Source organism: Mesorhizobium sp. dw_380 (assembly GCF_018588885.1).
Lineage (GTDB): Bacteria > Pseudomonadota > Alphaproteobacteria > Rhizobiales > Rhizobiaceae > Mesorhizobium.
Genome location: NZ_JAFFIW010000035.1, coordinates 40,242 through 64,041 on the forward strand (window position 1 = coordinate 40,242; position 23,800 = coordinate 64,041).

Here is a 23,800-nt window from a genome sequence, read left to right on the forward strand (position 1 = left end):
GGAGAGAAGGAGAACCACGCCTCTATCGCCACCCGCCAGACGCCGTGATCCGCTCTCCGCTCACCCACGCCGCCTCGTCCGACGCCAAAAACACCGCCACCTTCGCGACATCCTCCGGCTGGCCGAAGCGGCCGAGCGGAGTGATCGCGACCAATGCCTTTTCGGCCTCGCTGCCGACGATGCCGACGCGCTGCAGCCCTTCGGTGTCGACACCGCCCGGCGCGATTGAGTTGACGCGGATATTGCGGCGGCCGAGTTCCCGCGCCATCGACAGCGTGATCGAATCCACTGCCGCCTTGGTGGCGGCATAGACCAGCGAATTGGGCTGCGGATTGAAGCTGGCGACCGAGCTGATGTTGACGATGCTGCCGCCTTCCGGCCCAAAATGCCTGGCCGCCGCCTGGGTGGCCAGCACAATGCCGAGCACATTGGTATCGAATTGCCGGTGGAATTCGGCCTCGCTGACCGCTTCCAGCGGCTCGAAGCGGAACACGCCGGCATTGTTGACCAGGATGTCGACGCCGCCGAACGAGGCCTTCGCCGCTTCGAACAGGCCGCGCACATCGGCCGCCCGTGCGACATCGCCCTGCACTGCGACGGACCGGCCGCCGGCTGCTTCGATGGCCGCGACGACGCGCTCGGCCCCCTCCCGTGACGAGACGTAATTGACCACCACGGCTGCCCCCGCCACCGCCAACCCTTTGGCGATAGCCGCGCCGATGCCCTTCGACGCGCCGGTGACGATAGCGACCTTGCCGTTCAAACTGCTCATCCATTTTCTCCGTGTGATGATGATGAGCGGTATTTAAGCTTGCCGAAAAAGCGTGTTAGCCTGACTTCAGGCCGTTCTTTTTTGCCTGGAATTCCGTAATCGGTCCGCCTCAACATGCGATGTCGACGTCATGACCACCATCCTTGAAAAGACCTCCGGCCTCGTCGCCTTCGTGCGCACGGTGGATGCCGGCTCCTTCCAGGCCGCCAGCCGGCTGATCGGCTCCAGCCCATCGGCCGTATCGAAGAGCGTCGCCAAGCTGGAGCGTCGGCTCGGCGCAAAACTGATCCAGCGCTCGACGCGCCGGCTGGGGCTGACCAGCGAAGGCATTGCCTACTACGAGCGCGTGGCGCCGCTGCTGCGGGCGCTCGACGATGCCGAGGATATCGTGCAGGGCACCGGCACGGCGCGCGGCCTGCTGCGCGTCACCGCCCCTGTCGAACTCGGCCGGAGCCTGATCGCGTCATGGGCCGAGCGCTTCCTGGCCGAACAGCCCGATGTGAAGCTGGAGCTCAGCGTCACCGACCGCCACGCCGATCTCATCCGCGAGAACTACGATGTGGCGGTGCGCATGGGCGTGCTGGCGGATACCGGGCTGACCGCGCGCCGCATCGCCAGCCTGCCGATCGTGCTGGTGGCCGCCCCTGCCTATCTCCAGCGTCGAGGCTTTCCAGCCTCGATCGAGGATTTGCGCGCCCATGATTTCATCCGCTATGTCTCCGCCGGTCGCCCGCTGCCCGTCACCTTCGCCGACGGCAGCGGAATCGTACCCGACGGCCGCCTCGACACCGATGACGGCGGCGCCATCCGCCATGCCGCCCTTGCCGGCACCGGCATCGCCCACCTCATGCGCTTCGCCGTGCAGGAAGACCTCGACGCCGGACGCCTGGTTCTCGTCTTGCCCGAAGTGCCGATGCCGGCCATGCCGGTCCACATCGTCCATGCCTTCGGCCGGCAGCTGCCGGTGCGGGCAAGGCTGTTCGTGGAGTTTCTGGCGAAGCAGATGGGGAGGTTGGGGAGGTAGAACTCCCCCTTCTCCGTTCACGGAGAGGTGGTCCGGATAGCGGCGCTCGCGGATCAGTGCACGCCAGCGAATTGCTCTCGATGATGGGCCAAGAATGCCGGATGTGGCCACAGTTTCCGATCCGACGGAAGGTGCAATCCTTGCGATTCCGGTCGAAACAGATTTCTCAATTCGCTAGGCACCCGGTTATGCGCGACCAGCAGCCGATGGTTCTCGTCTATCGAAATCAGGTGCCGGTCGAACAGCCAATGGACGGTCGCCGACAGCGCGATGCCGTTCTGGACAATGTCTGGTCCGCCGACCGCGACTGGCTTGATATGGGCTGCCTGAACCTCGGCTCGACCGCCGCCATTGATCATGCGCAGGCCGGTGACGGCGCATTTGTCTTCATAGGCACGACAAACCTCCAGCCGGAAAGTTGCGTCACGAACTTTGCGGTTCAGCAGGATCTGCTCGACCTGACGATCCACCTTTTCGGCAAAACCGGACTGTCCAGCAGAGTCAGGCTGCATCAGCAACGGAATATCGAACGGCAACATATCGGGACTGACTCTTCTGGCGTTGGCAGGATCCAGCGGTTCGCTAAGGCCGGTTAAGACGATGTCGTCGAAATCCTCGCTCAAGATCGGACGCATCGACTTGCCTTGCACTGCCTGACCTACGCGGGTGGGGTCGAGAACCTCGCGCAACAATGCCTCCGCATAGCGGCCATCCCGGATGAAGGGCACTGGCGTCGGAAATTCGAGATAGTCTGCGACATTGGCATAGTAGTGGTCTGCTCGTTCAGGGTCTGGCACGACACCGGTCACACGCGCAGTCGCGATATAGGCGCGGCGGCCGCCATTGCGCTGGGGCTCGCGAAACAGCACCCAATCGCCAACCGCATTCCGCGCCGCTTCCAGATAGTTGCTGCGCGCGGGAAAATGATAGCGGCGAGTGATGTCATCGTCATAGCCAGAGCCCGGCTTCACATCGAAAACGGCTTTCACGATTCCATCCCGGAAATGCAAAGAGATCAGCTTAGCGATACTTTGGACGACGCGCGAGCCGTCGCCTCCCGATGTCCGCACGCTACGCCGCACCTTGCAACTCCATGGAACGAGGCCGCATCTCGGGAGTTATATTAGGTCAACCTTGAAAAGGAGGTAGCGATGAAGAAGCTCCTACTTGTCTCGGTTATCGCCATTGCTTCGGCGGCGGCGATGATCGCCCCCGCTGACGCACGCAGCCATGTTTTTATCGGCATCGGCGGCGGCTACAATGACTATTACGGCAACGACTATTACGATGGTTATGGTGGCTATCGCAGTCGCTACATCTATAGCCCCTACGACGAAGACTACTACGACAACGGCTACAGGCCGTATTATTACCACCGGTACCACCGGTACCACCGGCACCACCGTTGCCGCGTCGAACTGGTCACGCACTGGCGCTATCACCACAGAGTAACTGAGGAAATCCGCGTCTGCGGCTGACCTGACCTTGTGAAACTGATCCGGCCGGCATCTGCCGGTCGGATCGTTGCGCCGCGCTCTCACCGCCCCATCATCATTCCATAGTGCACCGCCAGCAGATCCAGCCCGACCTTCAGCAGCTTCGTCACCACATCCCTGCCCTCGCCGGTCTGTTCGGCCAGGCTCTTGATCGACCCGCCCGCGCAGCAGACCTTCTGCACCACGGCGGCGACCTCCCAGTGGCCGAGCGCCCTGGTGGCGGCGGCGTAGGCGCGGCCGGCGTCGAGCACGCTGTCGGCGATGCCGCCGCCCATCCGGCTGCCGTCGACGCGCTCGGTCCAGCGCATCGGCTTGACGCTCGCCTGCTGGCTGCACTGGAAATCCTCGCGGTAGCGCTGGCCGGCCTCGCGCTGCTGGCGCGACAGCGAGGTGATGCCCAGCAGCGGGTCAACATTGCGCACCCGCACAATGCCGCCGGTGGATGTGTAGCCGTCATTCGACACCTCGTAGACGCGCCGCGCTTCCAGCGTGCCGGCGGCGAGCCGCTTGCGGCCGAAGGCGTCATCCCTGAGCGCGAAATCATGGCCGATCTCGCGGCGGATGCGCACCTGCTCGGCCTCGCCCTTCGGCAGCTTCGGCGCCTGTGGCTTGGCGGCTTTGGTTTTTTTGGGCATGGAGCGGCTCCTTGGGTTGGGGTGTTGGTGGAGAGGCTGGCGATCCTTCGCGCCCCCCTCTGCCCTGCCCGGGCATCTCCCCCTCTTGGGGGGAGATCGAGGGATCGCGGCCTTCGCCAATCGCAGACGTCGTAGGAGAAGCGTGGCGGCCAAGCTGCCAATCTCCCCCCTTGAGGGGGAGATGGCCGGCAGGCCAGAGGGGGGCGCTGTCCTGCCGACCTGTCGGAGATGATCATCCCGTCATCTGCCTCACAGTTGCACTGGCAGCGCGCCTCGCCAGCAGCTCGCGCATCGTGCGCCTCTCGCGCACTTCGATGCAGAGCTGGGCGCTCGACGGGCAGAACTGGGCGTTGCCGCTCCTCACCTCGCCGCGCACGAAGCGCTGGATGGCGGCCTGCAGGTCGCAGAGCTCGGCCTCCCGCACGGCGCTGAGATAGCCGCGTATCTGCATCTCGACATCAGTCAGGGCGGATTGCGGGAAGCATGAGAACATCGCTGCCAGCGCCTTGGTCGCCTGCTGCAGTTCGGCTGCGGTCATGGGTGCGGATCTCCTCGATGATGGCATTGGCGGCGTCCAGGTGGGTTTTCGGCCGCTGCCAGCCGGGTTTTTTCCCCGAAAAAATGGGGTCTGTTCTGTTTTTACCCGCGAGGGACAAATGCTGAGCATTTTCCCGGGAAAAAGCGGAAGCTTTTTCACTCTGGTTTCTGGAGTCTGGAAAATGCCGCGGCAAAGTGCCGGCATTTGCCTGGGAATGCGCCTTTGTTTTCAACGCGGTGGCGGCGCCGCCGCGCGAGCCGGCGGCCGCCCTCGCCTCGCTTTTGACCCGCGCCTTGTTGAGTTCCCTGGTCAGCCTCTTGTGGCCGATCTCGCCCGCCTCGCGCTCGAAGAAGGTCAGGAGATCAGGGCCGATGGCGCGCCACTTTTTGAGTGAAAGCCGCGCCACGCGCGCGAGCTTGGCATCGTCGTCGGGCAGCCGGCCGCCGGCGTTCCACATCGCCATCAAAAGCAGCATGTAGGCGCCGATCTGCTCGGTGGAGAGCTGCAGCGTGTCGCCGACGAAATCGGAGACGTAGAGCTGCATGAAGGGCCGCTCGCTCATGCCACGCTCCGCGCCGCGCCCACGGGCGGGTTGATGGAACCAGCCGCACGCCCGCACGTTATGACGCGTCGATGCAAAAGGGAGGTTCGCCGATGACGGCCTTCATGCCGGTGACGCTGCGCTTTTGCGACAACAAGACGATGCTGGTCGGCTCCGTGGCCGAAGCCGAGACGGCGCTGCGGCAGCAATGGCCCGACAAGACCGCGCCCAGCTATCTCCATGCCGCCCGGCTGGTCAGGCTTGCGATCGAGGGCAGTTGCTGTCCGCGCACCGCCTTCGAAGCATTCAGCAAGGCCGCCCGGCAACAGGGCATATTGGTGGTCAAGCCGAGAAGCCGCGCGCATGACTGGCTGGACGCCGCCGCCAGCCCGTAAAGCGGGCGCGACGACGGCGATGCAACCGCCGGCCGGCCTCGCGCGTTTATGAGCGTCGGCTTGAAAGCCGCGCCCCGACCGAAGGTGAACGCAGTGGGTACGATGAAAACCGGAGTGCCGCTCAAAGTATGCCTGGACGAGCAAGTCGAGGAGATCGACAGCGTCAGTGACGCCGCCGATTTCCTGCAGCGCTGGCCGATCGAGCGGCGCGGCCACGTCTACCGTAGCGCGCTCAACGCCTGCAGCGCGGCGATCGCGGCGCAGATATCGGAATCCGACGCGATCAAAGTCTTCACCGGCTTTGCCCGCGTCGCCGGCATTCTGGTCGAGGCCGGAGGCCCGGCCATGAGGCTCGAGAAAAGGACGACGCACAGCCGCATGCCCAAAGAGGGCCGGCAGGCGCCGAAATAGGGATGTGAGGGTCCTTTCTCCCCGTTTCGCCTGCGTCTCGGTAAATGGCATTTGCCTGTCCAAGTCCATCCCCGACGTTTAATCCTGTTAACTCGCGCTGCCCCTCATCCGCCTGCCGGCACCTTCTCCCCGTGAACGGGGAGAAGGGAGCTCTCGTCTATACCGCCTCGAAAACCCGGCGCTGAAAGCGCGCCTGGTGGTAGCTGCAATAACTTTTCAGCGCCCTGGTGCGCATGCCGCAGCACAGCATGTCGGCATCAGGCCGCCCGCCCGGCGCATCGTTCTCGGAATCTTCCTCCAGCGCCAGGTCGAGCGGCGCGCGGCAGCGGGAAAACAGGCAGTCGATGAAGCGCATCGCCACGCCATGCGGCTGGCGGCCGATCGGCCCGCGCTGCGGCGCCGGCACTTTGAAACGATAGGCTTCGCCGTCGGCGACCAGCACGCCCATCTCGCGCACGAACAGGCGCGGCGGCAGCCAGGCCGGCGACGAATCGCGCTTGGGCCGGGCCTTGTTCTTGCGAGCGGCGACGATGCCCTCGGCAGCACCCGCTTCGAGGAGCTTTCCGGCGGCAGCCTTGCCATTGGCGCTGCTCTTCGTCCGCCTTCGGCCTTGTCGCTTGCTCTTCACCCGCTTGGCGGTGGCCGGCGGTCCTCCCTTGCCATTGGCAAAGCCGATCGCGCCCAGCATGGCGTTGCGGTGAACGATGCCGATGATGGCGTTGCGCGAGACCGGGCTGCCACGCAGCGCGCTGAACGCCGCCGCGATCCTCGAGGCCGAAAGCCCGTCCCTCAGCCAGCGGGCGATCTCCTGCAATTCGGCGTCGCTATATCCCGCCATGTCCAGGCTCCATCCAAGGGTGCGCCTTCGGCCGCGCTTCGAGAGCGCGCGCCGTCGGCCATGCGTCAGGGCGCGGCCACCGGGCCGCCGTCGAGGTAGTGTGTTTCGGAGTCCGGCTTCTCGCCGCAATCAGCCGGAGCGGATCGATTGCCCGGCGGCGAGGCGCGCAAGCCGCTCCTGCGCCGACTTCCTGTCGGGGGCGGAAACCGCCCTGCCCGTTGCAGGCTCGAACAAGATGACGGTGCCGTCCTGCGTGCGGATGCACCGGTCGAATTGGGGGCCGGAGCCGAGGGGAGCGGCGGCTCCGGCCGTTCCGGTCGCCGGTGACGGGCGGACCGGACCCGGGGCTGGTGCGGTCAAGCACGGAGCCTCGGGCTTCGTCCCGGCCGGGGAGGAGGACGACCGGGACGGAAGGGAATGGGACGCCTCACAGGAGGCCGGCGCTACCGCGCCATCAAGGCTGGACAGGTTCTGCATGGCCAGATATAAGCATAACTCAAAAATAGATGCAAGCCATTCTTTCATAGACGAGAGCAGCTTTCATCGCTCACATGGGCGCCATGGCAAAAACGGAACTGTCGATCAAGGTCGGCGCGGCGATCCGCCAGGCGCGCAAGCAGCGCGGCCTGGTCATGCGCCACATCGCCGAGCACAACGACACCGATGTCGCCGCCGTCGGCAATTGGGAAACCGGCCGCAACCTGCCCAAGACCGAGAACCTGCTGAAGACCGCCGCCTTCCTGCGCGTCGACCCGGTCGCGCTCGGCAGGGGCGAGGTCGTCTTCCTCGACGATGCCGGTCCGGTCGCCGATGCCGAGATCGTCACCGATGCCGGCCCCTTGCCCGCAGGATCAATGGATGTCGAGGTGCTGGGCGCCGCGGTCGGCGGCGACGACGGCGACTTCACCTTCAACGGCGAGCCCGCCGGCTATGTCCAGCGCCCGCCTGGCGTCCGCAACCTGCCGAAAGTGTTCGCGCTGCATGTGCTCAGCGATTCCATGGTGCCGCGCTACGAACCCGGCGACCTGATCTATTGCGGCGGCCGCGACGCCGTGCCCGGCGACCATGTGGTGATCGAGACCTTCCCGGAAGAAAACGAGCGCAACGGCAAGGCCTTCATCAAGAAGCTGGTCAAGCGCACGGCGGCCGAACTGGTGGTCGAACAGTACAATCCGCCCAAGACGCTGACCTTCAACCGCTACGCGATCAAGCACGTCTGGCGGGTGATTCCGCTGAAGGAACTGCTGGGGTATTGAGGGAGCGCTTTTCCCGATGCAGCGCCCCGCCGGCGTTCTTACAACATTGATAGCTGACGAAACCATCCGGGACAGCCTACTTTCTCCCCGTCTCTATACGGGGAGAAATGTCCGGTAGGACAATGAGGGGCAGCGCTAAGATTTCGGTAAGTAGCGTCTCGAATGCCACACTTCGCAGAAAATAACTAAAATTGGTAACTCTCTCCCAGACCATCAGAATAGAAGTTCAATTCTGCCGAATCAGCGCTGCCCCTCATCCGCCTGCCGGCACCTTCTCCCCGTATAGTGACGGGGAGAAGGGGCTGGGGTCGCGATGTCAGCGAAAACCATCCGCGACAGCACGTCCTTTTGATCAAGCCCGCCGCGCCCCCTCCAGCGGCACCGCCCGGTCGCTCAGCATTTGCGCCTCGCTGCGCACACGCTGGCGCTCGTCGATGAACGCCGCCTGGATCGAGATCGCCGTGCCCGGCAGCCCGTCGGCGCGGCAGGCCGAGCAGACGATGCGGCCCGAAAGCGCCGCCAGCGGCGTGTTGCCATTCACCCCGAACCGCTTCAGCTGATCGGGCCGCCACCATCTGTTGCGGCCGCAATCGGCGCATTCGACGGAGATCGATGCGACCTGCGCGATCACTGATTCCCTGCCCGGCAATGCCATCGCCCCTCCTCGCTCTTTGTTCCTGATTTGTTCGTATATTCCTGTGTTTTGGCCCGGGAGTCGAGTCGCAGTTTCAACACTCTGCCAAAAGTTTCTCTTCTCTATATTTTTGAGTTATGCTTATATGTACTCGCAAGCATGAGTCATCAGATCCGGGAGCAACGATGGATGCCGCCGATTTCGCCCGCGCCTGCGGTTACACCGGCGACAGCCCCGCTTTGCTCGAAGCCTTCGAGGCGATCCGCAGCAGCGGCATCGCGCAGGCCCGCCACGACCATTTCAGGCGCAAGGCCGTCATCGATGAACTGAAGCAGTCAGAGCCGCTGTTCCTGGCAGCGATCGGCCCGGCGCTGTCGGCGGAGGAGGCCATCGAGGATACCGCCCGCTTCATCGCCTGCTGGCGCAACATGCCGCGCTGGCGCCAGGAGCGGCGCCTGCCCGACCTCGTCAGGGCCAGGCAGCAACGGCTCCTGGCGCGCTTCCTGCGCCGCTACGGCCATCGTCTGTGGGCGCTCGAAGCAGCCTGAGGCGGGCGGCTTCTGGCAAACGGCGTTGCGGGTGATCTTCCCCCTTGTGGGGAAGGAAGAACTCACCTTCTCACCCGCGACTTCAGCCACCGATCAAAAGCCACCGCCAGGATCAGGATCAGGCCGATGACGATGCTTTGCGTGTAGGACGAGACATTGTTGAACTGCAGACCGTTCTGCAGCACGCCGATGAGGGCCGCGCCCACCACCGTTCCGCCGACCGAGCCGATGCCGCCGAACAGCGAGGTGCCGCCGATGACGACGGCCGAGATGACCGTCAGCTCGTAGCCGATGCCGGCGACCGCTTCCGAGGAGTTGAGCCTGGCCGACAGCACGAAGGCGGCGAGCCCGGCGAAGAAGCCGACGATGACATAGACCGAGATCAGGATGCGGTCGACGCGCAGGCCAGACAGCCGTGCCGCCTCGGCATTGCCGCCGACGGCGTAGACGGCACGGCCATAGCGGGTGTAGCGCAGCACGATGTGGCACAGGATCGCGGCAATGGCGAAGATGATCGCCGGCACCGGCACCGGGCCGATCAGCCCCGTGCCGAACCAGCGCATGGAGGCGTCGAAGCCCGAGATCGGGCCGCCATTGGAGATGGTCAGCGTCAGCCCGCGAAACACCGTCAGCCCGCCCAGCGTGACGACGAAGGGCGGCACTTTCAGCCTAGTGATGGCGAGCCCCTGCACGCCGCCGGCCGCCGCCCCCACCATGACGGCGGCGAGCAGTGCCGCGAACCAGCCATAGCCCTGCGTGCCTGAGGTCGACAGCGACAGCGTGTTGGCCGCACCGCCCTTGGCGACGACGGCCGCGACCATGCCGCAGAAGGCGAGCAGCGAGCCGACCGACAGATCGATGCCGGCGGTCAGGATGACGAAGGTCATGCCGAGCGCGATCAGCCCGGTGATCGAGATCTGCCGCGTGATGTTGAACAGGTTGATCGGGTCGATGAAGCTCGGCTTCAGCACGGTGAAGACGACGACCAGGGCCGCCAGGAACATGAGCGGCCCGAAACTCATCAAGAGCCTTGCGATCGTCGCGCCGCCGCGCTGGTTCTGCTCCTCGGCGATGCTCATCGTGCCTGCCCCTCTGCGTCCTGCCGCCCTGAATCCTGCCGCTCGGTATCCTGCTTGTCGAGCGCCATCAGTTCCATCAGTTTTTCCTCGTTTGCCTCGACGCCCGGCATCTCGCCGGTGATGCGGCCCCGGCGCATGGTGACGATGCGGTCCGACACCGCCAGCACTTCGGGCAGTTCGGACGAGATCATCATCACCGCTATGCCGCGCGCCGCGAGCTGCACCAGGATCTGGTGCACCTCAGCCTTGGCGCCGACATCGACGCCGCGCGTCGGCTCGTCGACGATCAGCACTTTCGGATCGCGCGCCAGCCAGCGGGCCAGGATCACCTTCTGCTGGTTGCCGCCAGACAGGCCCTCGATCGCCTGCTCGGCCGAAGCCATGCGGATCGACAGCATCTTCCTGAAACCGGCAAGCGCGTCGCGCTCGCGCCGCTCGGCCATGAAGCCGAAGCCGTTGCTGAAGCGGCCTAGAGAAGCGACCGAGAAATTCGGCAGGATGCCGAGTGCCGCAAAGATCGCCTGGTGCTTGCGGTCCTCCGGCACCAGGCCGATGCCGAGCGCGATGGCATCGGCCGGCGAGGCCGGCGCGATTTGCCTGCCGTCGAGCGTGATGGTGCCCGCCGCGATGCGGTCGGCGCCGAAAATGGCGCGCGCCAGTTCAGTGCGGCCGGAGCCGACAAGGCCGGCGACGCCGAGGATTTCACCCGCCTTGAGATCGATGTCGACGCCGTCGAGCACGATGGCATGCGGCGCCTCGGGATCACGCACGGTGCGCAAGCCGCGCACCGACAGCACGACATCGCCGGCGACCGCGCGCAGCACAGGCCGCGCATAGAGCTCGGAGGCGGCGCGGCCGACCATCTTCTCGATGATCCGCGGCAATTGTATCGGCCCGCCTTGGCGGTCGAGATGCCCGGCCAGCCGGCCGTCGCGCAGCACGGTCATGCGGTCGCAGATGGCGACGGCCTCCTCCAGCCGGTGGGTGACGAACATGACGGCGACCTTGTCCCGGCGCAGCCGGTCCATGATAGACAAAAGCCGCTGCACCTCGGTCTCGGTCAGCGCCGAAGTCGGCTCGTCCATGATGATCAGCCGGCTTTTCAGCGACAGCGCGCGGGCGATCTCGACCAGCTGCTGTTCGGCCACCGACAGCGCCGAGACCGGCGTCATCGGATCGATGGAAAGGCCGACGCGGGCGATGATGTCGCGGGAGTCCCGCTCCATGCGCCGCCAGCTCACCAGCCCGAGCGGCCCGGTCGGCGCGCGGCCGATGAAAATATTCTCCGCCACCGTCAGCGTCGGGATCAGGCTGAGTTCCTGGTAGATGGTGACGATACCGAGCCGCTTGGCATCCTGCGGGCTCGACGGCTGGTAATCGGTGCCGTCGAAAACGATGTGCCCACTGGACGGCGGCATGACCCCCGACAGGATTTTGAGCAGCGTCGACTTGCCGGCGCCATTCTCGCCGAGCAGGCCGAGGATTTCGCCGGGGTGGATATCGAGCGAGACATCGCTGAGCGCGGTCACGCCGGCGAAATGCTTGGTGAGCCCCTCGACGGCAAGCAGGACGGGTGCGGCTTCAGCTGGCAAGGGTGGCTCCCGGATTGTAGTAAGTCGCGGGACAGCGCCCCCCTCTGTCCTGCCGGACATCTCCCCCACGAGGGGGGAGATTGGCAGTTTTGCCGGCAGCGCCTTTTCTGCAGGGCTGGTAATTGGCGAAAGCGGAGACAACGGCCGATCTCCCCCCTTGAAGGGGAGATGGCCGGCAGGCCAGAGGGGGGCGCTGTCCCGCCAGCCTTGCCAATGAGCTTTTCCCCGCCAAGTTCTACTTCGTCTCGCTCAGCCTCTCCGCCTTGTCGAGATTGTCCTTGCCGATGACGATCGGCGTCAAAAGCACCAGCTTCTCTTTCGGCTCGGTCTTGTTCTTGGCGTAGGCGACGGCGATCTGCACGGCGGTGCGCGACTGCTGGCCGGGGAACTGTTCGACCGTGCCGGCGAGCTTGCCGTCGCGGACCGCGACCAGCGCTTCCGGCAGCGCGTCGAAGCCATAGATCTTGACGTCGGTGAAGTTGCGCGCGGCGCACGCTTCGAGCGCGCCGAGCGCCATGTCGTCATTGGCGCAGATGATGGCGTCCGGCTTGCCGTTGGCGGCAAGGCCGGCTTCCGTCACCGACAGCGCCTCGGCGCGAGCGAAATTGGCGGTCTGCTCGAAGATGATCTGATATTTGTCCTTCAACGGATCGAGCACATTGTGGACGCCCTTGTTGCGGTCGATCGCGGGGCCGGCGCCGGGCTGGCCCTGCAGGTGGAACAGCTTGGCGCCGTTGGGAAACGCCGCCACCATGGCCTTGGCCTCCGCCTCGCCGCCCTTGACATTGTCGGCGCCGACATGGGCCAGGATTCCCGCGACACCCTCGACGCGGCGGTCGATCGTCACCACGGGAACGCCCGCCTTGACCGCTTCCTCGATCGCCGGCGCCAGCGCGTTGACGTCAAGCGGCGAGATGACGATAGCGTTGACCTTCTGCACAAGTGCGGCCTCGATGTCGGCGGTCTGCTTGGTGGCCGAGTTCTGGCCGTCGCTCTCGGTCAAATTGACGCCCTGGGCCTGGGCCTCGGCCTTGATCTCGTTCAGCATGTGCACGAAGAACGGAAAGCCGAGATTGGGCACCGATCCGAGGATGGTGAGCTTGTCCTGCGCAAACACCGAGGGTGCGGCAAGCATCATGGCGCCGAAGGCCGCGGACGACAGCAGGAATTCACGTCTGTTCATGGTTGATCCTCCTCCACAAGAACGCACGGCCCCGGAAACCGGGACGGTTTCAGGAAGGATCATGCGTCAGTTCAAAGTGTTGGAGCATCCTCCTTGCGTTCGACACGCATGCCGCTCCAGCTGATCGCCGTTGCAAACCTGCCTCCCATCGGCATCAGCATTGGGATGCTAACCCAGGGTCAACCATTTGTGCAACATCGATATAACAGAGTTGGGCGGCCCATTATCGGAATTGCCGGATTTTTGATTGGGGCGTCCTGCCCTGCCTGAGAGACGCGACGCTGCGCCAGCCTGACGGACTTGTCGGCTTTCGCTGGCTTTCCCATTTCTGTTGAAAGCCTGCCCGTCAATGTGTATAAATACACATGAGTAGCGCCGACATTATTCGCCTGCTGGAAGCTGACGGCTGGTTCGAGGTTGCCCGAAAGGGTCATGCGCAATTCAAACACCGCGGCAAGCCAGGACGGGTCACCGTGCCTCATCCCAGGCGCGATATCCCGATAGGCACTCTACGCAGCAGCTAAAAGCAATCTGGACTGAAACTGAGGTGACGGACATGAAGCAGTATATCGGACTTATCCATAAGGATGCCGGCAGCGACTTCGGTGTGTCTTTCCCTGATTTCCCCGGCGTGATCACCGCCGGCAAGGATCTCGATGACGCCCGGTCCATGGCTGAAGAGGCCCTCGCCCTCCACATCGAAGGGTTGGTCGAGGATGGCGATGCCGTTCCGGAGCCTTCCAGTTTAGAGGCTGTGATGGCGGACGCTGACAACCGTGACGGTGTTGCAATCCTGGTCGCGGTGAAGACCGAGGCCAGGAAAACTGTGCGTATCAACGTGACGCTGCCGGACGACGTTCTCCAACGGATCGATGCCTTTGCCGAAGCCCATGGCTATACTCGATCCGGGTTTCTCGCGAAGGCGGCTGAAAAGGTGATGGAGCTTGAAACGGCCTGATGCAGGTCGAACAAAGTGACCTCTGTTTTGAGAGAAGACGGCATGCGCAGGAATGGGGCCTGAACCTTCCAAGCCGATGAGCCGGAGATAACCATGAAGCCACAAGTCATCTGCCACATGCTGGCGTCGCTCGACGGCAGTCTCCATCCGAGCCGCTACACCACAAGCCCGGACGGAACCCGGGCCGAATGGTCGAGCCTCTACGAGCACATTCACAATGAGCTGGCGGGCGATGCCTGGATCGTCGGACGCGTCACCATGGCCGAGATGAGCAAGGCCGGCGCGCACCCACCGGCCAATGCCGGCAAGGTCGACCGGCCGTATCACTTTGCGCAAGGCGGCGCAGCTACCTATGCGGTTGCCCTCGATGCCTCGGGCAAGCTCCACTTTGCCAAACCCGACATCGGCGGCGATCATGTCGTGGTGCTGCTCGCCCGCGACGTTGCCGACAGCCACCTGGCCGAGCTCGCCGCCGACGGCGTGTCCTATATCGTCGCGGAAACGACTGATATCGATCTCGCCGCCATGCTCGAGGTGCTCGGCCGCGAACTCGGCATCCGCCGGCTGCTGCTCGAGGGCGGTGCCGGCATCAACGGTTCCTTCTTCGCGGCCGGCCTCGTCGATGAGCTGAGTCTTCTCGTTGCCCCCGCGCTTGACGGACGAGCGGCAAACCAGGGGTTTGTCGAGTTCGGCGAAAGCGGCCTGGCGGGCAAGATGCAGTTGTCTCTCAAGAGCTGCGAAGCCCTGACGCATGGGCTCGTCCACTTGCGCTATGCGGTCAGCCCTGGCTGAAGCCGCTTTGCACGTGCATCAGTATCGCATGGCGTCGAGGTCGGCGATCAGCGTCGGGCCGGTCGGGTGCCAGCCGAGCCGAGCCTGGGTCAGCGCGCTGGAGGCCGGCAAATCCATCGCGGCGAACATGGCCATCCAGCCGAAATGCTCCGCCGCCTTTTCCGGCCCGATCGAAACGACCGGCACGTTGAGGCCCCGGCCAAGCGCCTCGGCGATCTCACGCACCTCGACGCCTTCTTCGCCGACCGCGTGATAGCGGGCGCCCGGCTGCCGCTTTTCCACGGCGAGCCTGTAAAGCCGCACCGCATCCATGAGATGGCCGGCCGGATAGCGATTGCGGCCTTCGCCGACATAGGCCGAAACGCCCTTCTGGCGCGCGATGTCGATGAGCGGCGAGATGAGGCCCTGCTTGACCGGGTTGTGAACCTGCGGCAGCCGCACCACCGACAAATTGACGCCAGCCTCCAGCAGCGCATTGCCGGCGAGTTCGGAAGCGACACGCGGATTGGGATGGCTTGGGTCGAAGACGTCCTCGCTCGCAAGCTCGCCATGTCCAGGGCTGCCTGCGCCGGTCCCGGAGGTGATCACCAGCGGCCGGTCGGAGCCCGTGAGCGCTTCCCCGAGGGCCGTGATGACGCGCCTGTCCTTTTCGCAATTCTCGACAAACCGCGAGAAATCATGGTCGAACGCGGTGTGGATCACGGCGTCCGCCTTCGCCGCGCCGTCGCGCAGCCCCTCGGGCTCCTCGAGGGTTCCGCGATGCACCTCGGCGCCCGCCGCGATGAGAGCCTCGGCGCCCGCGTCGGAGCGGGTGACGCCGACCACCTGATGGCCTGCCTTGAGGAGTTCGGGAACCAGCGCCGAACCGATGAAACCGGTCGCGCCGGTGAGAAAGATACGCATGCAAAATCTCCTGCACAGTTGCCCGCGCAGTATCGCCGGTCTATTATTCCATTAAAGTAGTGACTTTATCATGGTATAATGACTAACAGGATGCCCAACAATTCCGCCGGCTCGCTCGCAGCCTTCCTGAAAGACCGGCGCACCCGGCTCGACCCGGCCTCGTTCGGCTTTTCCGGGCGCCGGCGCACACCAGGGCTGCGCCGGGAAGAGGTCGCCCAGCGCGCCAACATCAGTCCGACCTGGTACACATGGCTGGAACAGGGCCGCGGCGGCGCGCCCTCGGCCGATGTGCTGAACCGCATCGCCAAGGGGCTGCTGCTGACCGAGGCCGAGCGCGAACATCTTTTCATGCTGGGGCTCGGGCGCCCGCCCGAGGTCCGCTATATCGGCGCCGACGGCGTCAGCCCTCGCCTGCAGCGCCTGCTCGATACGCTCGAGGCAAGCCCCGCTCTGATCAAGACGGCCACCTGGGACGTCGTGGCCTGGAACCGCGCCGCGCAAATCGTGCTGACCGACTACAGCACCCTGCCCGCCGGCCAGCGCAACATCCTGCGCTTCATGTTCCGCAGCCCCGTCATCCGCGAAAAACAGCACGATTGGGAAAGCCTCGCCCGTTTCGTGGTGGGCGCCTTCCGGGCCGATGCGGCGCGCGCCGGCGCGGTCTCAGAGGTTGCCCAGCTGGTGGACGAGCTTTGCAGCGTCAGCCCCGAATTTGCCGCCCTGTGGCGGGAAAACGACGTGCTCAGCCACGGCGACGGGACAAAGCGCCTGAAGCACCCGGAACTCGGCGACATCGAGCTGGAATATTCGGGGTTCGCGGTCGACGGCCGGCCGGATCTGAGCATGATCGTCTATAACCCGGTCGACAGCGCCGTCGCCGACCGCATTCGCGCCCTGGCCCGGCGGCTCAACGGCAAACCATAGACGACCAATGCGATAGCGCCTCTCCCTCAGCGCCGTTCGCACACCGCCTTCAGGATCCGCAGGGTCGGACCCCAATAGAGGTTGGCGTGCGGACGGATCGCCGGTTCAGCGAAGTCGCTGAGCGTCAGCGTCAGCAGCGTGCCGCCGTCCGCCGGTGCCAGGGCAAAGCTGACCACCGTGTGGTTTTCGGGCGCGTCCGCCAGGCGTGAAGCCGACAGCGTGCTCCAGTAGCTGTAGGCGAAGCTCTTCTGCGGCTCGAACATCCGAACCGTGCCGTGGTTCTCGAACGGCATGCCGTGCAGCACACCACGTATGACGATCGCGCCACCTTCATGTCCCTGCAGGCTGACGGTCAATTCCTCGTCGGACATCCATTGCGGGATCATCCCGGGCGTGGTCAGCACCTGCCAGACCTCGGCCGGTCCGGCATCGATGGCGATAGTCTTGACGATCGGCGCGGAGGGATCGGTCACCGCCCGGTCACCGCGACTGTGGAGTTGAGGCCATCGCCGCCCCCGAGGGCGCAGCATGGGGCGCGGCCGCATCGGCCATACCGCTCCTGTCACGCCTGCGCGCTTGCCGGCTGATCGCCGCCACGGCGGCGAAGGCCGCGATGCCGAATAGCCCGACCACGACATTGAGCCACAAGGCCGGGAGGACGCCGAGGCCCCCGATCATCAAGGTGAGGCCGAACGGGGCGAAGGCGGAACTGAACTGCCGCGCCGCCGTGATCCAGCCGACATAGGAGCCGTAGCGCTCCTGGCCAAACAATTCGAGCGGCAGCGTGCCGCCGACAATGCTCATCAGGCCCGAGCCGAACCCGAAAAGCACGGCGAACAGCATGGCGCCGGGAACGGAAGGCGCCATGAGCAGCAGCACCGCAAGGCCGCCGGCCAATGCGGCGGTCGCTCCGAGCGCCAGCCATGTCTGCGCCAGGCCGCGGCCGAACAGCATGTTGACCAGCCGGCTCGCCACTTGCGACGGGCCAAACAGGCTCGCCACCAGCACCGAGGCGCCGCCGAGACCAACCAGGGTGAGCAGCGGCACCATCTGCACAAGGATTGCCGAGAGCACGAAGCCCTCTACGGCAAATCCGGTCAGCACCAGAACGAACAGGGGCGACCATCGCCGGTCGGGCGCGGGGCCCGACAGGCCGGCGGTGACCGGGAGAATTCTCTGCGTCCCCTTGCCCGCGCGGCCCGGAAGCCGGGCCAGCCACCAATGGATCGGCAGGCAGACAAAGGCGTTGAGCGCGGCAAACAGAATGAGAACCTCGCGCCAGCCGAGATGCTGGTGCAGCAGCGTCGTCAAGGGCCAGAACAGGGTCGAGGCGAAGCCGGCGATCAAGGTGAGATGGGTGATGCCGCGACCCGCACCGCCGAGCTGCACGATGGCGACGAAAGCGGTGCTGTAGAGGACGAAGCAGGAGGCGAGTTCCATGGCCAGCACGCCGATCGCAAAGCCGGCGCGCCCCGGCGCCAGCGCGCACAAAAGCAGCGCGCCCGCCGCCGCCAGCGATCCGGGCACCATCAGGCGCCCTGCCCCGACCCTGTCCGCCAGGCTGCCCGCGAAAGGCGACAGAACAGCGCTTGCCAGCAGCGACACCGACAGCACGGCGAACACCCATTGCTGCGACCAGGCGAGCTCCACTGCCACCGCCGGCGCCAGGATGCTGTAGCTGTAGTAGAGCGTGCCATAGCCGATGATCTGGGTGGCGCCCAGCGCCCAGATGGCGGAAGCGGGGATCTTGCCGTCGCTCACGCGGCAGCCTCCATCTTGCCTGCGCAGCCGCAACCATTTTTGCCTGCGGCCTTGGCGTCGGCATCCGCCACGCAGCAGGCATCGATCTCGGCCGGCGCCGGCCCTCCACAGCAGCCTTTCGAGGCGCCGCCCGCTGGCACCGTGCAGACGCCGGTTTCGGGTAGCACCAATTGCACCGCGTCGGCCGCCGCCATGTCGCCGGCGATCGCCGCCGCCACCGAGCGGACCTGCTCATAGCCGGTCAAGAGCAGGAAGGTCGGCGCGCGGCCGTAGCTCTTGATGCCGACCGTGTAGAAACCGGGTTCCGGATGGCCGAGTTCGCGGTGGCCGTGCGGAGGCACGTCGCCGCAGGAATGCTCGTTTGGATCAATGAGCGGACCGAGCGCCTTGACGCTTTCCAGCCACGGATCGAGATCGAGCCTGAGCTCCCTGGTCAGCGACAGATCCGGGCGCTGTCCCGTCGCGGCGATGATGCGGTCGACCGGACCGAGTTGCCGCAAGCCTTCCTCACCCTGTCCCTCGACAACCAGCCTGCCCTGCCGCTCGCGTATGGCAAGCGTCGCAAAGCCGGTCGCCAGCCTGACGCGGCCGCTTTCGGCGAGGTCGCGCACATCGGCGCCGAGTTCGCCGCGCGCCGGCAGCTGGTCGGCATCGCCGCCGCCATAGATGCGCACGAGGTCGGTTCCGCGCGTCGCCCAGATGAAAGCCGTGCCGGGCTCGGCCTCCGCCAGCCTGGCAAGATCGAGCAAGGCGTTGGCTGCCGAGTGGCCCGAACCGGCAACCAGTGTCGTGCGGCCGGCATAGAGCGCGCGGTCGCGGCCCAGAACATCGGGGATGCCGTAGGCGATGCGGTCGGCGAATTCGGCCTCGCCTTCCGCGGCGATGCCGCCGGCACCGAGTGGGTTGGGCGTGCGCCATGTCCCCGAAGCGTCGATGACGGCCCGGGCACTGTCGCGCCTTGTGCCGTCGGCGGTTTCGACGACGAGCATGAAGGGCCGCGTCCCGCGCCCGCTGCCGCGCACCTTGTCGGCGCCCCAGCGCGATATGGCGAGGACACGCGCATTGGTTTCGATTGCCGGCGCGAGTTCCGGAAGGCTGGCGAGCGGCTCAAGATAATGCGCGACGAGGTCATCGGCGGTCGGAAACGCTTCCGGGTCCGGCATCCGCCAGCCATGGCTTTGGAGCAGCTTTCCGGCCGCCCCGTCGATGCAATAGCGCCATGGTGTGAACACCCGGACATGGCCCCAGTCGCGCAGGCTGGACGCGACACCGCTGCCGGCTTCATAGAGCTTCACCGGCAGGCCCCGGGCCATGAGATGAACGGCGGCGGCCAGACCAACCGGGCCGGCGCCGATGACGGCGATTGGCAGATCGTTTTGCATAGCCATACTTTCTATCCTTCCGGTATTATCGAAATAAAGGGCAAAAATTAAGCGGCCGCGTCATTCGTTGCCGGATTGCAAGCCGCGTCGGCGCAGCATTCGTCGGCGAGGAAGCCGATGAGATCGTTCATGACAGGATAGTTGGCGCGGCAGATCAGCGTCGTCGCCTGCCGCTCCTGGCTGACAAGTCCGGTCAGGATCAGGCGGTGCAGATGGTGCGACAGCGTCGAGGCGGCGATGCCGAGGCTCTCCTGCAGCGTGCCGACCGGCCGGCCCGCCTCGCCGGCCCTGACCAGGATGCGATAAAGGTTCAGCCGCGTCGGATTGCCGAGCGCTTCGAGCTGCTTAGCTGCTTGTTCGAGTTTCATGGAAATACCATGACGCCAACGACAGGAGTCGTCAAGCCCTATTTCGAAGAAAATCGAAATAGGAGTCAGACGACCCGCTTGCCGCCGGCGTCGACGACGACCTCGCCGTCCTCCTTGGTGAACGGCCCGATGTCGGGGTTGGGCAGGAAATCGAGCACCGCTTCGGACGGCCGGGCCAGCACCACGCCGAGCGGCGTCACCACGATCGGCCGGTTGATCAGGATCGGATGCGCAAGCATGAAATCGAGGATCTCGTCGTCGCTCCATTTGGGATCGCCAAGGCCGAGCTCCGCATAGGGCGTGCCCTTCTCGCGCAACAGCTCGCGCGGCGTCATCGCCATCGCCTGGAGCAATTCGATGAGCCTTTCGCGCGATGGCGGCGTCTTCAGATATTCGATCACCTCCGGCTCCTCGCCGGACTGGCGGATGATCGCCAGCGTATTGCGCGACGTGCCGCAGGCCGGGTTGTGATAGATGGTGATGGTCATTGCGGGGTCCTTTCGCGGGACATGGCGTTGCGGACGGCGGCCCCCTGTTCGTACCAGCCTCTGCTTCGGTTCACGATCCACACCACGGAAAGCATGACTGGAACCTCGATCAGGACGCCCACCACGGTTGCAAGTGCCGCACCCGAATTCAGCCCGAAAAGCGCGATCGCGGCCGCGACCGCCAGCTCGAAGAAGTTGGATGCGCCAATCAAGGCCGATGGGCCGGCCACGCAATGCCGCTCGCCGGAGAGCCGGTTGAGCAGATAGGCAAGACCGGAGTTGAAATAGACCTGGATCAGGATCGGAACCGCCAGCAGCGCGATCACCAGCGGCTGGGCGATGATCTGCTCGCCCTGGAAGCCGAACAACAGCACCAGGGTCGCCAGCAGCGCGATCAGCGACACGGGCTGCAACGCGGCGAGCAACGCATCCAGCCCGCCCTGCCCCCTCACCGCCAGCAGCCGCCCGCGAACCATCTGCGCAACCAGCACCGGCAGGACGATGTAAAGCGCAACCGACAGCACCAGCGTGCCCCATGGCACGGTAATTGCCGACAGCCCAAGCAGCAGGCCGACGATGGGCGCGAAGGCGACGATCATGATCGCGTCGTTGAGCGCCACCTGCGACAGTGTAAAGTTCGGCTCGCCGCGCGTCAGGTTCGACCAGACGAACACCATGGCCGTGCAAGGCGCCGCGGCAAGAATGATCAGCCCCGCAATGTAGGAATCGATTTGCGCGGCGGGCAACCAGGGCCGGAACAGCCAGCCGACGAAGAGCCAGCCCAGCAGCGCCATGGAAAACGGCTTCACCGCCCAGTTGATGATCAGCGTGACCCCGATCCCTCGCCAATACGTGCCGACGCTGGCCAGCGAGGCGAAATCGACACGCAGCAGCATGGGCACGATCATCAGCCAGATCAGCACCGCGACGGGGATGTTGACCTTGGCGATCTCCGCCGAAGCGATGGCGCCGAACACGCCCGGCAGCAGATGGCCAAGCGCAACGCCCGCGACAATGCACAGCGCCACCCACACGGTGAGGTATTTTTCGACGAAGCCGATGCCCGGCCGCACCGTCTCGCCGGCATTGAGAACGTGATCCGACATGATGATTTTCCTTGGTTCAGCCAGCCTTGGGCGGGTTGCGGCCAATCTCGTCCAGCCGCTTCCGCGACGTGAGCCTGTCGACGGTGTTCATCGGCAGGCTGACCGAGTTGCCGGTACTGTGAAACAGAACGTCCGATCGGTCATGGTTTCCACCTCAACATTTGCAGGTCACGGCCTGGATGACCGGCTGGCAAAGCTCCGGCGCGCCGTTGCAGCAATCCTCCATCAGATAGGCCAGGAGATCGCGAAACCCGGTCATGTCGGCCGTGTAGCGGATGCTGCGCCCTTCGCGTTCGGCATGCACCAGACCGGCCTGGCCGAGCACCTTCAAATGCGCCGACATGGTGTTTTGCACCGTGCCCAGCCGTGAGGCGATCTCGCCTGCCGGCACACCCTCGGCCCCGGCCCGAACCAACAGCCGGAACACCTCCAGCCTTGTTTCCTGACCGAGCGCGGCGAGCGCCAGCAATGCTGCTGTCTTGTCCATTCATCTATCTATCCGGATTTATGGATTAATGGCAATACGCCTCGATACGAAACCTGTGGTTCGCGGCTATACGGACAGCAGGCCCATTGAAACGGCCGATCGTGTCGCTGCATATGGGCGCATGGCTCAACGCGGCATTCTGTCCTTCATCGTTGGAACCGGCGTTGGTTCGCTTGGCGGATTGATCGGGCTTGGTGGTGCCGAGTTTCGCCTGCCGTTCCTGATCGGCCTGTTTCGCTTTGCCGCCTTGGAAGCGGTCATTCTCAACAAGGCCACCAGCCTGGTTGTCGTCGCCAGCGCGCTGCCTTTCCGGCTGTCCGTGGTGCCGTTTGCTGATGTCGCCGCCCACTGGCCGATCATTATCAACCTGCTTGCCGGCTCTCTGGCCGGTGCCTGGTTCGGGGCCGGATGGGCGATGCGGTTGAAATCGGAAACGCTCTACAAGATTATTGCACTTCTGCTGGTCGGGATCGCGGTCATCCTGCTGGTCGGCCACGATCCCCAATCGAGTGGCGATCCTGTCGCCAGCGGTTGGCTACAGATTGTGCTGGGCGTCATCGCGGGCTTCGTCATCGGCGTCGTCGCCAGCCTGCTTGGCGTGGCCGGTGGAGAGCTTCTGATCCCGACGCTGATCCTTCTGTTTGGAGCCGACATCAAGCTTGCCGGCAGCCTTTCGCTCGCCGTGAGCCTGCCGACGATGCTGGTCGGCTTCACCCGCTACAGCCGCGACCAGAGCTTTGGCGTGCTCGCCAGGAACAAGGCATTCGTCGCCGCGATGGCAGCCGGATCGATTCTTGGAACGTTCATCGGAGCAAGGCTGCTCGGCATCGTGCCGGCATCATTCCTGCTGCCGTTGCTCGCCGCGATCCTGATCGTGTCCGCTTACAAGGTCTGGCGTCACGAATAATGCATGTCGCGGCGCGATATCGGCCCGGGATCACCCCCAGCGCATCCCACCGATAAAATCGATGAACGCGCGCAGCGGCGCTGGTGTCAGGCGGCGGCCGGGATAGTAGAGGAACGGGCCGGAAAATTCCTGCCACCACGGTTCCAGCACCGGCTCCAGCCTGCCATCGTCGAAATAGGGCCGCAGCCAGTCCTCGAACAGCGAGACGATGCCGCCGCCGGCGACCGCCACTTCGAGCGCAAGGGCCATTGCCGTGCCGGTGCTGACCAGCAGCGGCCCGGTCGGTTCGACGCTCACCACCTCGCCGTCGCGTTCGAATTCCCAGGGCGGCGTCACACCGCTGGCGAAGCGGCCGCGCAGGCAGGCGTGGGCGAGCAGGTCGCGCGGATGGCCGGGCCGGCCATGCCGGTCGAGATAGGCCGTTGCGGCGGCGGTGGCGAAGCGCTGCCGGCGCGGGCCGATCGGCACCGCGATCATGTCCTGCTCCAGCCGCTCGTCATAGCGGATGCCCGCGTCGCAGCCGCTCGCCAGTATGTCGACGAAACTGTCCTCGGCGGTCACTTCCATGCGAATGTCGGGATAGGCGGCGAGGAAGGGCGGCAACAGGCGCGGCAGCACCAGTTTCGCCGCGACGACTGGCACGTTGAGCCGCAGCTTTCCTGCCCGTCGTCCTCCACACCCTTTTTCCCCTTCTATTTCTGCCCCACCTCTGCCCTCCCCTGGCCCTCCCCCCCCGTCCCCCCCGCCTCCCCCCCCTTTGGCCCCCTCCTCCCTCCTCTCCG

Annotated in this window: 30 protein-coding genes and 1 pseudogene; 11 read left to right on the forward strand and 20 right to left on the reverse strand. The window is 65.2% G+C overall.

The window, feature by feature from the left end; genetic code table 11:
* Positions 1 to 22 precede the first annotated feature (22 nt).
* Positions 23 to 772: an SDR family NAD(P)-dependent oxidoreductase gene (locus tag JT360_RS25800; protein WP_214475187.1), complete on the reverse strand. Its 750-nt coding sequence runs from the start codon at positions 770 to 772 to the stop codon at positions 23 to 25.
* 130 nt (positions 773 to 902) lie between these two features.
* On the opposite strand from JT360_RS25800, the gene JT360_RS25805 reads away from it, so the two are divergent.
* Positions 903 to 1,796: a LysR family transcriptional regulator gene (locus JT360_RS25805; protein ID WP_214475189.1), complete on the forward strand. Its 894-nt coding sequence runs from the start codon at positions 903 to 905 to the stop codon at positions 1,794 to 1,796.
* A 53-nt stretch (positions 1,797 to 1,849) separates the two neighbouring features.
* Here JT360_RS25805 and JT360_RS34130 read toward each other — a convergent pair whose 3' ends face one another.
* Positions 1,850 to 2,785: an HNH endonuclease gene (locus JT360_RS34130; protein ID WP_214475191.1), complete on the reverse strand. Its 936-nt coding sequence runs from the start codon at positions 2,783 to 2,785 to the stop codon at positions 1,850 to 1,852.
* A 162-nt stretch (positions 2,786 to 2,947) separates the two neighbouring features.
* On the opposite strand from JT360_RS34130, the gene JT360_RS25815 reads away from it, so the two are divergent.
* Positions 2,948 to 3,274: a hypothetical protein gene (locus JT360_RS25815; protein WP_214475193.1), complete on the forward strand. Its 327-nt coding sequence runs from the start codon at positions 2,948 to 2,950 to the stop codon at positions 3,272 to 3,274.
* A gap of 59 nt (positions 3,275 to 3,333) precedes the next feature.
* Here the strand turns inward: JT360_RS25815 and JT360_RS25820 are convergent, their stop codons facing one another.
* The 3 genes from JT360_RS25820 to JT360_RS25830 all read right to left on the reverse strand — a co-directional run bounded on the left by JT360_RS25820 (position 3,334) and on the right by JT360_RS25830 (position 5,009).
* On the reverse strand, positions 3,334 to 3,927 hold the full coding sequence (locus tag JT360_RS25820; protein ID WP_214475195.1) for a DUF6456 domain-containing protein: 594 nt from the start codon (positions 3,925 to 3,927) through the stop codon (positions 3,334 to 3,336).
* Between the two features lie 232 nt (positions 3,928 to 4,159).
* On the reverse strand, positions 4,160 to 4,465 hold the full coding sequence (locus JT360_RS25825; protein WP_214475197.1) for a hypothetical protein: 306 nt from the start codon (positions 4,463 to 4,465) through the stop codon (positions 4,160 to 4,162).
* Entirely contained in the window at positions 4,386 to 5,009 is a 624-nt protein-coding gene (locus JT360_RS25830) for a YdaU family protein (RefSeq protein WP_250889082.1), read from the reverse strand. The genes JT360_RS25825 and JT360_RS25830 overlap by 80 nt, the downstream gene beginning before the upstream one ends.
* A gap of 110 nt (positions 5,010 to 5,119) precedes the next feature.
* Here JT360_RS25830 and JT360_RS25835 point away from each other — a divergent pair, with 110 nt between their 5' ends.
* Positions 5,120 to 5,401 carry a DUF982 domain-containing protein gene (locus JT360_RS25835; protein ID WP_214475201.1) on the forward strand — a complete coding sequence of 94 codons (282 nt, stop codon included), beginning with the start codon at positions 5,120 to 5,122 and terminating at the stop codon, positions 5,399 to 5,401.
* Positions 5,402 to 5,515: 114 nt separating this feature from the next.
* The gene (locus tag JT360_RS25840) at positions 5,516 to 5,812 is read left to right on the forward strand and encodes a DUF982 domain-containing protein (protein ID WP_502845490.1); all 297 of its coding nucleotides are present in this window, start codon (positions 5,516 to 5,518) and stop codon (positions 5,810 to 5,812) included.
* A 157-nt stretch (positions 5,813 to 5,969) separates the two neighbouring features.
* Here the strand turns inward: JT360_RS25840 and JT360_RS25845 are convergent, their stop codons facing one another.
* Both JT360_RS25845 and JT360_RS25850 read right to left on the reverse strand, forming a co-directional pair.
* On the reverse strand, positions 5,970 to 6,650 hold the full coding sequence (locus tag JT360_RS25845; protein WP_214475206.1) for a GcrA cell cycle regulator: 681 nt from the start codon (positions 6,648 to 6,650) through the stop codon (positions 5,970 to 5,972).
* A 129-nt stretch (positions 6,651 to 6,779) separates the two neighbouring features.
* Positions 6,780 to 7,010, reverse strand: a complete 231-nt coding sequence (locus tag JT360_RS25850) for a hypothetical protein (RefSeq protein WP_250889083.1) — start codon at positions 7,008 to 7,010, stop codon at positions 6,780 to 6,782.
* Between the two features lie 191 nt (positions 7,011 to 7,201).
* On the opposite strand from JT360_RS25850, the gene JT360_RS25855 reads away from it, so the two are divergent.
* Complete coding sequence (locus tag JT360_RS25855; RefSeq protein WP_214475207.1) at positions 7,202 to 7,906, forward strand: XRE family transcriptional regulator; 705 nt, start codon at positions 7,202 to 7,204, stop codon at positions 7,904 to 7,906.
* A gap of 352 nt (positions 7,907 to 8,258) precedes the next feature.
* Here the strand turns inward: JT360_RS25855 and JT360_RS25860 are convergent, their stop codons facing one another.
* Complete coding sequence (locus JT360_RS25860) at positions 8,259 to 8,561, reverse strand: hypothetical protein (protein WP_214475210.1); 303 nt, start codon at positions 8,559 to 8,561, stop codon at positions 8,259 to 8,261.
* Positions 8,562 to 8,725: 164 nt separating this feature from the next.
* On the opposite strand from JT360_RS25860, the gene JT360_RS25865 reads away from it, so the two are divergent.
* Positions 8,726 to 9,088, forward strand: coding sequence for a hypothetical protein (locus tag JT360_RS25865; RefSeq protein WP_250889084.1), 363 nt, complete (start codon positions 8,726 to 8,728; stop codon positions 9,086 to 9,088).
* Between the two features lie 62 nt (positions 9,089 to 9,150).
* On the opposite strand, the gene JT360_RS25870 is transcribed toward JT360_RS25865, so the two are convergent.
* From JT360_RS25870 to JT360_RS25880, 3 genes are all read right to left on the reverse strand, one after another.
* Positions 9,151 to 10,167, reverse strand: coding sequence for an ABC transporter permease (locus JT360_RS25870; protein ID WP_214475214.1), 1,017 nt, complete (start codon positions 10,165 to 10,167; stop codon positions 9,151 to 9,153).
* The gene (locus tag JT360_RS25875; RefSeq protein WP_214475216.1) at positions 10,164 to 11,759 is read right to left on the reverse strand and encodes a sugar ABC transporter ATP-binding protein; all 1,596 of its coding nucleotides are present in this window, start codon (positions 11,757 to 11,759) and stop codon (positions 10,164 to 10,166) included. The genes JT360_RS25870 and JT360_RS25875 overlap by 4 nt, the downstream gene beginning before the upstream one ends.
* A 235-nt stretch (positions 11,760 to 11,994) precedes the next feature.
* Entirely contained in the window at positions 11,995 to 12,942 is a 948-nt protein-coding gene (locus tag JT360_RS25880) for a substrate-binding domain-containing protein (protein ID WP_214475217.1), read from the reverse strand.
* Between the two features lie 365 nt (positions 12,943 to 13,307).
* Between JT360_RS25880 and JT360_RS25885 the strand changes: the two genes are divergently transcribed.
* From JT360_RS25885 to JT360_RS25895, 3 genes are all read left to right on the forward strand, one after another.
* Positions 13,308 to 13,466: a type II toxin-antitoxin system HicA family toxin gene (locus JT360_RS25885; RefSeq protein WP_214475220.1), complete on the forward strand. Its 159-nt coding sequence runs from the start codon at positions 13,308 to 13,310 to the stop codon at positions 13,464 to 13,466.
* A gap of 32 nt (positions 13,467 to 13,498) precedes the next feature.
* Positions 13,499 to 13,900 (forward strand): type II toxin-antitoxin system HicB family antitoxin, encoded by a 402-nt coding sequence (locus JT360_RS25890; protein ID WP_214475221.1) that lies wholly within the window; start codon positions 13,499 to 13,501, stop codon positions 13,898 to 13,900.
* 93 nt (positions 13,901 to 13,993) lie between these two features.
* Entirely contained in the window at positions 13,994 to 14,692 is a 699-nt protein-coding gene (locus tag JT360_RS25895) for a RibD family protein (protein ID WP_214475224.1), read from the forward strand.
* 18 nt (positions 14,693 to 14,710) lie between these two features.
* On the opposite strand, the gene JT360_RS25900 is transcribed toward JT360_RS25895, so the two are convergent.
* Entirely contained in the window at positions 14,711 to 15,595 is an 885-nt protein-coding gene (locus tag JT360_RS25900) for an SDR family oxidoreductase (protein ID WP_214475226.1), read from the reverse strand.
* Between the two features lie 90 nt (positions 15,596 to 15,685).
* Here JT360_RS25900 and JT360_RS25905 point away from each other — a divergent pair, with 90 nt between their 5' ends.
* The gene (locus JT360_RS25905; protein WP_250889085.1) at positions 15,686 to 16,519 is read left to right on the forward strand and encodes a helix-turn-helix transcriptional regulator; all 834 of its coding nucleotides are present in this window, start codon (positions 15,686 to 15,688) and stop codon (positions 16,517 to 16,519) included.
* A gap of 26 nt (positions 16,520 to 16,545) precedes the next feature.
* Here the strand turns inward: JT360_RS25905 and JT360_RS25910 are convergent, their stop codons facing one another.
* The 7 genes from JT360_RS25910 to JT360_RS25940 form a co-directional block, all read right to left on the reverse strand.
* The gene (locus tag JT360_RS25910; protein ID WP_214475230.1) at positions 16,546 to 16,992 is read right to left on the reverse strand and encodes an SRPBCC family protein; all 447 of its coding nucleotides are present in this window, start codon (positions 16,990 to 16,992) and stop codon (positions 16,546 to 16,548) included.
* Positions 16,993 to 16,999: 7 nt separating this feature from the next.
* Entirely contained in the window at positions 17,000 to 18,280 is a 1,281-nt protein-coding gene (gene arsK / locus JT360_RS25915; protein ID WP_214475232.1) for an arsenite efflux MFS transporter ArsK, read from the reverse strand.
* Complete coding sequence (locus JT360_RS25920; RefSeq protein WP_214475234.1) at positions 18,277 to 19,668, reverse strand: NAD(P)-binding protein; 1,392 nt, start codon at positions 19,666 to 19,668, stop codon at positions 18,277 to 18,279. The genes arsK and JT360_RS25920 overlap by 4 nt, the downstream gene beginning before the upstream one ends.
* Positions 19,669 to 19,709: 41 nt before the next feature.
* Positions 19,710 to 20,030, reverse strand: coding sequence for an ArsR/SmtB family transcription factor (locus JT360_RS25925; RefSeq protein WP_214475236.1), 321 nt, complete (start codon positions 20,028 to 20,030; stop codon positions 19,710 to 19,712).
* Between the two features lie 65 nt (positions 20,031 to 20,095).
* Positions 20,096 to 20,518 carry an arsenate reductase (glutaredoxin) gene (arsC, locus tag JT360_RS25930; RefSeq protein WP_214475238.1) on the reverse strand — a complete coding sequence of 141 codons (423 nt, stop codon included), beginning with the start codon at positions 20,516 to 20,518 and terminating at the stop codon, positions 20,096 to 20,098.
* Positions 20,515 to 21,624 (reverse strand): ACR3 family arsenite efflux transporter, encoded by a 1,110-nt coding sequence (gene arsB, locus JT360_RS25935; protein WP_250889087.1) that lies wholly within the window; start codon positions 21,622 to 21,624, stop codon positions 20,515 to 20,517. Before arsB ends, arsC begins: the two co-directional genes overlap by 4 nt.
* A 154-nt stretch (positions 21,625 to 21,778) precedes the next feature.
* On the reverse strand, positions 21,779 to 22,111 hold the full coding sequence (locus JT360_RS25940) for an ArsR/SmtB family transcription factor (RefSeq protein WP_214475240.1): 333 nt from the start codon (positions 22,109 to 22,111) through the stop codon (positions 21,779 to 21,781).
* 121 nt (positions 22,112 to 22,232) lie between these two features.
* Between JT360_RS25940 and JT360_RS25945 the strand changes: the two genes are divergently transcribed.
* Positions 22,233 to 23,018 carry a sulfite exporter TauE/SafE family protein gene (locus JT360_RS25945; RefSeq protein ID WP_214475242.1) on the forward strand — a complete coding sequence of 262 codons (786 nt, stop codon included), beginning with the start codon at positions 22,233 to 22,235 and terminating at the stop codon, positions 23,016 to 23,018.
* Between the two features lie 30 nt (positions 23,019 to 23,048).
* Here the strand turns inward: JT360_RS25945 and JT360_RS25950 are convergent.
* Positions 23,049 to 23,690: pseudogene (locus JT360_RS25950) on the reverse strand (LysR substrate-binding domain-containing protein); the annotation flags it as partial.
* Between the last annotated feature and the right edge of the window lie 110 nt (positions 23,691 to 23,800).

What these genes read in the sequence shown, in the direction of transcription:
- JT360_RS25900 (WP_214475226.1), bottom strand. Translation starts at nt 15,595, where the DNA reads ATGCGTATCTTTCTCACCGGCGCGACCGGTTTCATCGGTTCGGCGCTG.
- JT360_RS25825 (WP_214475197.1), bottom strand. Translation starts at nt 4,465, where the DNA reads ATGACCGCAGCCGAACTGCAGCAGGCGACCAAGGCGCTGGCAGCGATG.
- arsC (WP_214475238.1), bottom strand. Translation starts at nt 20,518, where the DNA reads ATGACCATCACCATCTATCACAACCCGGCCTGCGGCACGTCGCGCAAT.
- JT360_RS25860 (WP_214475210.1), bottom strand. Translation starts at nt 8,561, where the DNA reads ATGGCATTGCCGGGCAGGGAATCAGTGATCGCGCAGGTCGCATCGATC.
- JT360_RS25880 (WP_214475217.1), bottom strand. Translation starts at nt 12,942, where the DNA reads ATGAACAGACGTGAATTCCTGCTGTCGTCCGCGGCCTTCGGCGCCATG.
- JT360_RS25890 (WP_214475221.1), top strand. Translation starts at nt 13,499, where the DNA reads ATGAAGCAGTATATCGGACTTATCCATAAGGATGCCGGCAGCGACTTC.
- JT360_RS25870 (WP_214475214.1), bottom strand. Translation starts at nt 10,167, where the DNA reads ATGAGCATCGCCGAGGAGCAGAACCAGCGCGGCGGCGCGACGATCGCA.
- JT360_RS25845 (WP_214475206.1), bottom strand. Translation starts at nt 6,650, where the DNA reads ATGGCGGGATATAGCGACGCCGAATTGCAGGAGATCGCCCGCTGGCTG.
- JT360_RS25805 (WP_214475189.1), top strand. Translation starts at nt 903, where the DNA reads ATGACCACCATCCTTGAAAAGACCTCCGGCCTCGTCGCCTTCGTGCGC.
- JT360_RS25905 (WP_250889085.1), top strand. Translation starts at nt 15,686, where the DNA reads ATGCCCAACAATTCCGCCGGCTCGCTCGCAGCCTTCCTGAAAGACCGG.
- JT360_RS25835 (WP_214475201.1), top strand. Translation starts at nt 5,120, where the DNA reads ATGACGGCCTTCATGCCGGTGACGCTGCGCTTTTGCGACAACAAGACG.
- JT360_RS25800 (WP_214475187.1), bottom strand. Translation starts at nt 772, where the DNA reads ATGAGCAGTTTGAACGGCAAGGTCGCTATCGTCACCGGCGCGTCGAAG.
- JT360_RS25820 (WP_214475195.1), bottom strand. Translation starts at nt 3,927, where the DNA reads ATGCCCAAAAAAACCAAAGCCGCCAAGCCACAGGCGCCGAAGCTGCCG.
- JT360_RS25920 (WP_214475234.1), bottom strand. Translation starts at nt 19,668, where the DNA reads ATGGCTATGCAAAACGATCTGCCAATCGCCGTCATCGGCGCCGGCCCG.
- JT360_RS25885 (WP_214475220.1), top strand. Translation starts at nt 13,308, where the DNA reads ATGAGTAGCGCCGACATTATTCGCCTGCTGGAAGCTGACGGCTGGTTC.
- JT360_RS25945 (WP_214475242.1), top strand. Translation starts at nt 22,233, where the DNA reads ATGGCTCAACGCGGCATTCTGTCCTTCATCGTTGGAACCGGCGTTGGT.
- JT360_RS25895 (WP_214475224.1), top strand. Translation starts at nt 13,994, where the DNA reads ATGAAGCCACAAGTCATCTGCCACATGCTGGCGTCGCTCGACGGCAGT.
- JT360_RS25865 (WP_250889084.1), top strand. Translation starts at nt 8,726, where the DNA reads ATGGATGCCGCCGATTTCGCCCGCGCCTGCGGTTACACCGGCGACAGC.
- arsB (WP_250889087.1), bottom strand. Translation starts at nt 21,624, where the DNA reads ATGTCGGATCACGTTCTCAATGCCGGCGAGACGGTGCGGCCGGGCATC.
- JT360_RS25830 (WP_250889082.1), bottom strand. Translation starts at nt 5,009, where the DNA reads ATGCAGCTCTACGTCTCCGATTTCGTCGGCGACACGCTGCAGCTCTCC.
- JT360_RS25815 (WP_214475193.1), top strand. Translation starts at nt 2,948, where the DNA reads ATGAAGAAGCTCCTACTTGTCTCGGTTATCGCCATTGCTTCGGCGGCG.
- JT360_RS25855 (WP_214475207.1), top strand. Translation starts at nt 7,202, where the DNA reads ATGGGCGCCATGGCAAAAACGGAACTGTCGATCAAGGTCGGCGCGGCG.
- JT360_RS25925 (WP_214475236.1), bottom strand. Translation starts at nt 20,030, where the DNA reads ATGAAACTCGAACAAGCAGCTAAGCAGCTCGAAGCGCTCGGCAATCCG.
- JT360_RS25940 (WP_214475240.1), bottom strand. Translation starts at nt 22,111, where the DNA reads ATGGACAAGACAGCAGCATTGCTGGCGCTCGCCGCGCTCGGTCAGGAA.